Consider the following 6,724-nt stretch of genomic DNA (forward strand, 5'->3'; position numbering starts at 1 on the left):
ACTATAAAAAAAGGAGCTTCCCCAAAGCTCCTTTTTCTTACTTTAATTTAATAATATCGTAGCCAAATGCACCTAGTTTGATTTCATTATCAACTAATACTTCTCTATTAGTGATTAAACTAATGAATTTACCATGTACTCTATTATGAAGATTTAGGGTTACCTCTCTATCACTATCATTTATTAAGATGAGTAACTCACTATTTCCATCTGTTTTAATAAATGAAATTGAAGTTTCATCAACAAAGTGATAATCAGATGTACTTAATGCAGGTTCTATCTTTCTAATTTCAATTAATTTTTTAATAAATTCTCTTAAATCATGATTCCATTCTTTTTCATCCCAAATAAAACATCTTCTATTATCTGGATCATGATCTCCTGTCATCCCAATTTCACTACCGTAATAGATATTTGGACTACCCGCTGATGCAAACATAATTAAATAAGCTAATTTTAATCTATCTGGATTATCTTTAAGTCTTCTCATCATACGAACTGTATCATGAGTGTCTAGTTGATTAAACATATTTTCCATTACGTTTTTAGGTGTTAAAGCAGTATAATTAATCAATTCATTCTTAAATTCATGTTGATCAATCTTATCTTCAAAGTATTGCCAAATTGGAATTGATAAATCATAGTTCATGACTGAATCCATTTGGTCGCCTCTTAACCAAGGCATAGATGAATCCCAGTTTTCACCAAATATGAAAGTATCTTTTCTTGCAACTCTTGCAGTATCTTTTACTTTACGTAAGAATTTATGTGATACTTCGTTTGATACATCCAAACGCCATCCATCGATGTCATATTCTTTAATCCAATATTCAATCACACCTAATAAATGTTTTTCAGTAATAGGATTATCCGTATTCCATTTTGGCATATATGGAGTATATGCAAATGTTCTGTAATTTGGCTTTAAATGACCATTGTACTTAGGATTTCCATGTTCATCTAAATCAAAGTTTATGACTGGGTCTTTATCTAAAAAGAAACAATCTGCATAGATTGTGTTTCTTCCATTTTTAACGACATCTTGGAAGTATGGATGGAAAAAACCACAATGATTTAGTACACCATCTAAAATAACTTTAATACCTAATTCATGTGCTTTTTGAACCATTAATTTAAAATCTTCATTTGTACCAAATTGTGGATCAATTTTATAATAGTTAATCGTGTCATATTTATGCGCACTTGGAGCCTCAAATACAGGTGTGAAATAAATACCTGAAATACCTAATTCTTTTAGATAAGGCAACTTATCCATGACACCTAGCATGTCTCCACCATAAAGTTCATGATTTTTAACTGGTAAATTCCCCCACTTTAACTTAGAGTTTTTATTATGTGAATAAAATCTGTCTGGGAAAATTTGGTACCAAATCGTATCTTTAACCCATGCAGGGGTTTCAGGAAGGTCTTCTTTATTTAAATAAGGATAATTAAAATAATTTGATAAATCATAAAAACTACCTTCAGCAAATTCATTTGAAGGCATATTTACTAATTTTTCTATTCGTTTTGAACCATACATAAAGATTTCATCTTTAGTTTTTAGTAAAAATGCGTATTTACAACGATAATCTTCTGGCTCTACCTCGATGAAAAAATAGTCGAAAGTATCGGTTGAATAACGTCTGATCATTGGTTCTAAATAGCTTATCCATTTAGCTTTTCCATTTTGGAAATTCCAATTGAAAGGATCACCATAATTTAAATAGACTGCTTCTAAATCGTTTTTAGCTGCACGAAATAAAATGTGTAATTTTTTTTCGTCATATTGATATGCGTATTCTGATTTTGCTTGATGATATAATGCGTATGTATTCATAGTTATTTTTCTCCATAATTCATTATATCAAATACCCATTCTGCAATAAAATATGTAACCGCTATCATGTTTCTATTGAACGTTTTATTTGATAAAATAAAAGTGATTAAAAGAGGTCTTTTTTATTATGAAAAAATGGTGGATGGAAGCTGTTGGTTACCAAATCTACATCAAAAGTTTTTATGATGGCAATGGTGACGGAATCGGCGATTTAAAAGGAATCACCGAAAAATTAGAATATTTACATCTATTAGGCATCAATTTAATATGGATAACTCCATTTTATGATAGTCCAATGGATGACAATGGTTATGATGTAAGAGATTACTTCAAGGTTGCCAAAGAATATGGTACAATCGAAGACTTTAAAGTCTTAATCAATAAAGCACATGATTTAGGTATCAAAGTAATTCTTGATTTTGTATTAAATCACACAAGTGATGAACACAAATGGTTCTTAGAATCAAGAAAATCAAAGGATAATCCTTACCGTGATTACTACATTTGGCAAGATCCAAAAATTGTGGATGGTAAAAAACAAGAACCTACAAACTGGGGATCATTCTTTGGTGGTTCTGCTTGGAAATATGATAGCCAAACAGATTCATATTACATGAAAATTTTTAGCGACAAAATGCCAGATTTGAACTGGGCTAATCCAAATGTAAGAGATGCCATGGTTAATGTCGGTAAATGGTGGTTAGATTTAGGGGTAGACGGTTTTAGAATTGATGCTGTTAGTCATTTAGACAGAGCACCATTTGAAGACTCAACTTTTGCCAAAGGAATTGTATTAGATTGGTTTAAATTCTCAAACCTGCCTAAAGTACATACCTATTTACAGGAAGTAAATGAAAAGTTATTTAAACCATACAATGCCTTTACCATTGGTGAAGTTGGTGGTTCTGCTTCTATTGATGAAGCTATTAAATACTCAAGTTTTGATTCAAGTGAATTATCAATGGTATTCAATTTTGACCACAACTGGAAAAACAACATTTGGGACATTGATGATTTAAAAGATTTAAAAGTCGATGTTGTTGGTCTTAAAGAAGTTTTATCAAGATGGCAAGAAACATTTGGTAAGTTAGGTTGGTTACCACTTAATTGGTTAAACCATGACCAACCACGTCTTGTATCACACTATGGTAATCCTAAATATCACGATGAATCGGCAAAAATGTTAGCAACGATTATGTATATGTCAAAAGGTACACCGTTTATTTATCAGGGTGAAGAAATCGGTATGGAATCATACCCATTCCAAGACCCAAGTGAATTTAACGATATCTCAACAATTACAAGTTTCAAAAATGAAATTAAAGACATTACGAATAAAGATGAAATTAATAAAATCTTTAAGAAATATGCTTTAAAAACAAGAGATCATCCAAGAACAATGATGCAATGGTCATCTGATCAATTTGCCGGTTTCTCTTCTATTAAACCTTGGTTCTTGGTTAATCCAAATTATCAAAGAATTAATGTTTTAGATCAAATATCAAGAGGTGATTCAATTTGGAGTCACTATCAAAAAATTATCTCTTTAAGACGCTTTTCAAAACATCATGAGCTAATCACTTATGGTTCTTATGAGATGGTATTAAAAGATCATCCAACACTCTTTGTTTATAAGAGAGTGCTGAATGAACAACAAATGATTGTTATCGGATCATTTTCAGAACATGAAGAAACCTTCGATTTATCAGGTTACCCAATTGATGAGGTTTTAATCCAAAGTCATATCGAGTTAAAGATAAACCAAGATAAACTAATATTGAGACCATACGAATCAATCGTATTTACGGTCAAGGGAGTCTTATGAGAAGAGCAGGCGTATTATTACATATTTCATCATTACCATCAAATTATGGTATTGGAACCTTCGGTAAAGAAGCATACAAGTTTGTTGACTACTTAGAAAAAGCAGGTCAAACTTATTGGCAAATCTTACCACTTGGTCCTACTTCATATGGTGATTCACCATATCAAACTTTTAGTGCATTTGCATTAAATCCTTACTTCATCGACTTAGATATACTAGTTGAAGAAAAACTACTTAAGAAAACAGAAATCATCGATTCATCGATGCCTCATGGATATGTAGATTACGAAAAATTATTCAACGAACGTTTTATTGTTTTAAGAAAAGCATTTGAACGCTTCAATAAGGAAGACACAGAATTCAAAGCGTTTTTAAAGCGTGAAGAAAAATGGGTTTATGAATACTCATTATTCATGGCATTAAAAGCTAAAAATAACAATAAGAGTTGGTTAGAATGGGAAGATAAACTTCGATTAAGAGATTATGACACTCTAGAAGCAATTTGGAGAGGGGATATCTCTGATTTAGAATTTCACTACTTCTTACAATTTAAAGCATATCAACAATGGTTTAATTTAAAAGCATATGCTAACAGCAAAGGTATTAAATTTATTGGTGATATGCCAATTTATGTAGCATTAGACTCAGCTGATGTATGGACTAAACTAGAATACTTCCAACTTGATAAAGATAGAAAACCTGTATTAGTTGCAGGTGTTCCACCAGATAACTTCTCAGCAGATGGACAATTATGGGGTAATCCTCTATATAATTGGGATTTCTTAGAAACTCAAGGATATAGTTGGTGGATTGACCGTGTTCGCTCACAAACTGCAATGTTTGACATGGTTCGTATTGACCACTTCATTGGTTTTGTTAATTACTTTGGCATACCATTTGGTGACAAAACTGCAAGAAATGGAAAATGGTATAAAGGACCTGCACATAAACTATTTGATGCAATTAAGAATCAATTAGGTGAACAATCCATTATTGCTGAAGACTTAGGTGTTATCACAGATGAAGTTAAAGCATTACTTCAATATGTAGGCTATCCAGGCATGAAGTTATTACAATTTGCTTTCGATTCAAGAGAAACATCAGATTATCTACCACATACATACACTAAAAATGTTATTGCATACACTGGTACTCATGATAATGAAACAACTGCTCAATGGTTTGCTAAACTACCAAAACAAGATTTAGAATATTGTTTAGCATATATCAATCATTCAGAAGGTAATCGAGTTGATTCACTTATTAAAGCAACCTTAGGATCTGTTGCAGATACTGCAATTATCCCAATGCAAGATTATCTTGGATTAGGTGAAGAGGCAAGATTTAATATTCCATCAACTTTAGGTGGCAATTGGACTTGGAGATTAAATAAAGATTTATTAACAACAGATGTTAGAAATAAAATTTTCTCATTCACAAAACTATATGGTCGTTTAAACAAAAAGTAAAAATAAAATAGGCAAATCAATGCCTATTTTTTTTCGAATAATTTCAAGAACTCCTTGTAACCTTCTTTTTCTAAATCCTTAACAGGAATAAACTTTAATGCAGCTGAATTGATACAATATCTTAATCCACCTAATTCTTCTGGTCCATCCTCAAACACATGACCTAAATGACTATCAGCTTGTTTACTTCTAATCTCGGTTCTAATCATCATATGAGAATAATCCATCTTTGAATTAATCCTCTCATAATCAATTGGTTTAGCAAAACTTGGCCAACCACACATTGAATCAAATTTATCTAATGAAGTAAAAAGAGGGGTTCCATCAACAATATCAACATAGATACCATCTTCAAAGTTATTCCAATACTCATTTTGAAATGGAGGTTCTGTACCATTTTGTTGAGTTACTTTAAATTGCATTGGTGTTAAATGATCTAATTTCTTTTTCATATGTTATACCTCACTATAATTGTAGCACTTTATTTGATATTCAAAATATTATTCTCTATAATAAACCCTATAAAGGGGTTTAATAAATGAAAAATATAGAAAAATGGGCAATCATTGTTCCTGTTTCAGTTGTAGTAATCTGGTTAATTAGAGAATTATATGGTGCACTAAATATCACATGGTCTAACGGTTTTACCCTCCAGTATATGTTAATCTTCTATTTGATTTTTGGTGCATTCATATATAAGGAAAGACCTATTATCCAAAAAGTATCAATCATACTTGGTGCTGTATTTTGTTTGGTAGGTGACACATTTTTAGCATCTGCACTTGTTAACCATTTCAATTTTGGTGGTCTTAGAATGCCACTTGGAATGGCAGGATTTTTTATCGGACATGCTTTTTGGTTTGTAGCTATGTTAATGTTTCCAGCTAAAGCAACTAAAAAACAGTATTATCTGTCATATGGTATAACATTTGGTATCTTATTAATATTATGGTTTATACTTGTCAATAATAATTTCGATTTACTCTCCATACTATCGTTAGTTTACTGTTTTGCATTAGGAGCTCCACTTTCACACTCAATTGCGAACTTCCGTCAAAACTTATCTTTCAAATTACTTGCAATATTTTACGCAATCTTTATCTTCTCTGACCTATTAATCGGTATGCATGATATTAAAGGACTTGATATTCCACTTTATGGTTTTAGTGTGTGGTTTACTTATATTATTGCATTATCTGGTATATCATATAGTATACTAACATTTAAAGGTGATCAAAATGAGAAAACCAATGAATAAAGATTTAACTGTTTCTGAATATATTACTTCAGTCGATCCAAAAGCCAAGAAAGTTTTTGATGAACTTCGTGCCTACATTTTAAGTTTAGACTCAAGGATTGAAGAAAGAATGGCATACGGTATTTTAGGTTTTTATTTAGGTAAAAAGAAATTATATATTGGTGGTTACAAAACACATGTAGGATTGTATCCTGGTCCAACTTTAATCGATAAACATAAATCAACTATTGGTCATCTACGTAAAGCTAAAGGTACACTTCACTTACCTCTTAATAAAGAAGTTCCATTTGATCAACTTCATGAGATACTAAAAGAAACTTTAGGAATTAATT

General features: G+C 31.1%; 6 protein-coding genes. 4 read left to right on the top strand and 2 right to left on the bottom strand.

The window, feature by feature from the left end; genetic code table 11:
* Positions 1-37: 37 nt before the first annotated feature.
* Positions 38-1,840 (bottom strand): glycoside hydrolase family 13 protein, encoded by a 1,803-nt coding sequence (locus tag PG914_RS06830; RefSeq protein WP_488823078.1) that lies wholly within the window; start codon positions 1,838-1,840, stop codon positions 38-40.
* A 127-nt stretch (positions 1,841-1,967) separates the two neighbouring features.
* On the opposite strand from PG914_RS06830, the gene PG914_RS06835 reads away from it, so the two are divergent.
* Both PG914_RS06835 and malQ read left to right on the top strand, forming a co-directional pair.
* Entirely contained in the window at positions 1,968-3,665 is a 1,698-nt protein-coding gene (locus PG914_RS06835) for a glycoside hydrolase family 13 protein (RefSeq protein ID WP_488823080.1), read from the top strand.
* Complete coding sequence (malQ, locus tag PG914_RS06840; protein WP_488823081.1) at positions 3,662-5,134, top strand: 4-alpha-glucanotransferase; 1,473 nt, start codon at positions 3,662-3,664, stop codon at positions 5,132-5,134. Before PG914_RS06835 ends, malQ begins: the two co-directional genes overlap by 4 nt.
* Positions 5,135-5,157: 23 nt before the next feature.
* Here the strand turns inward: malQ and msrB are convergent, their stop codons facing one another.
* Positions 5,158-5,586 (bottom strand): peptide-methionine (R)-S-oxide reductase MsrB, encoded by a 429-nt coding sequence (gene msrB / locus PG914_RS06845; RefSeq protein WP_488823083.1) that lies wholly within the window; start codon positions 5,584-5,586, stop codon positions 5,158-5,160.
* An 86-nt stretch (positions 5,587-5,672) separates the two neighbouring features.
* Here msrB and PG914_RS06850 point away from each other — a divergent pair, with 86 nt between their 5' ends.
* Together PG914_RS06850 and PG914_RS06855 are read left to right on the top strand one after the other, a co-directional pair.
* Positions 5,673-6,392 carry a lysoplasmalogenase family protein gene (locus PG914_RS06850; RefSeq protein WP_488823085.1) on the top strand — a complete coding sequence of 240 codons (720 nt, stop codon included), beginning with the start codon at positions 5,673-5,675 and terminating at the stop codon, positions 6,390-6,392.
* On the top strand, positions 6,373-6,724 hold a 352-nt coding region (locus tag PG914_RS06855), incomplete at its 3' end, for an iron chaperone (protein ID WP_488823087.1). The genes PG914_RS06850 and PG914_RS06855, both read left to right, overlap by 20 nt.

This window comes from Acholeplasma sp. ORD1043 (assembly GCF_057808485.1).

Coding starts and splice junctions, on each gene's coding strand:
- PG914_RS06830 (WP_488823078.1), bottom strand. CDS start 1,840: ATGAATACATACGCATTATATCATCAAGCAAAATCAGAATACGCATAT.
- PG914_RS06835 (WP_488823080.1), top strand. CDS start 1,968: ATGAAAAAATGGTGGATGGAAGCTGTTGGTTACCAAATCTACATCAAA.
- malQ (WP_488823081.1), top strand. CDS start 3,662: ATGAGAAGAGCAGGCGTATTATTACATATTTCATCATTACCATCAAAT.
- msrB (WP_488823083.1), bottom strand. CDS start 5,586: ATGAAAAAGAAATTAGATCATTTAACACCAATGCAATTTAAAGTAACT.
- PG914_RS06850 (WP_488823085.1), top strand. CDS start 5,673: ATGAAAAATATAGAAAAATGGGCAATCATTGTTCCTGTTTCAGTTGTA.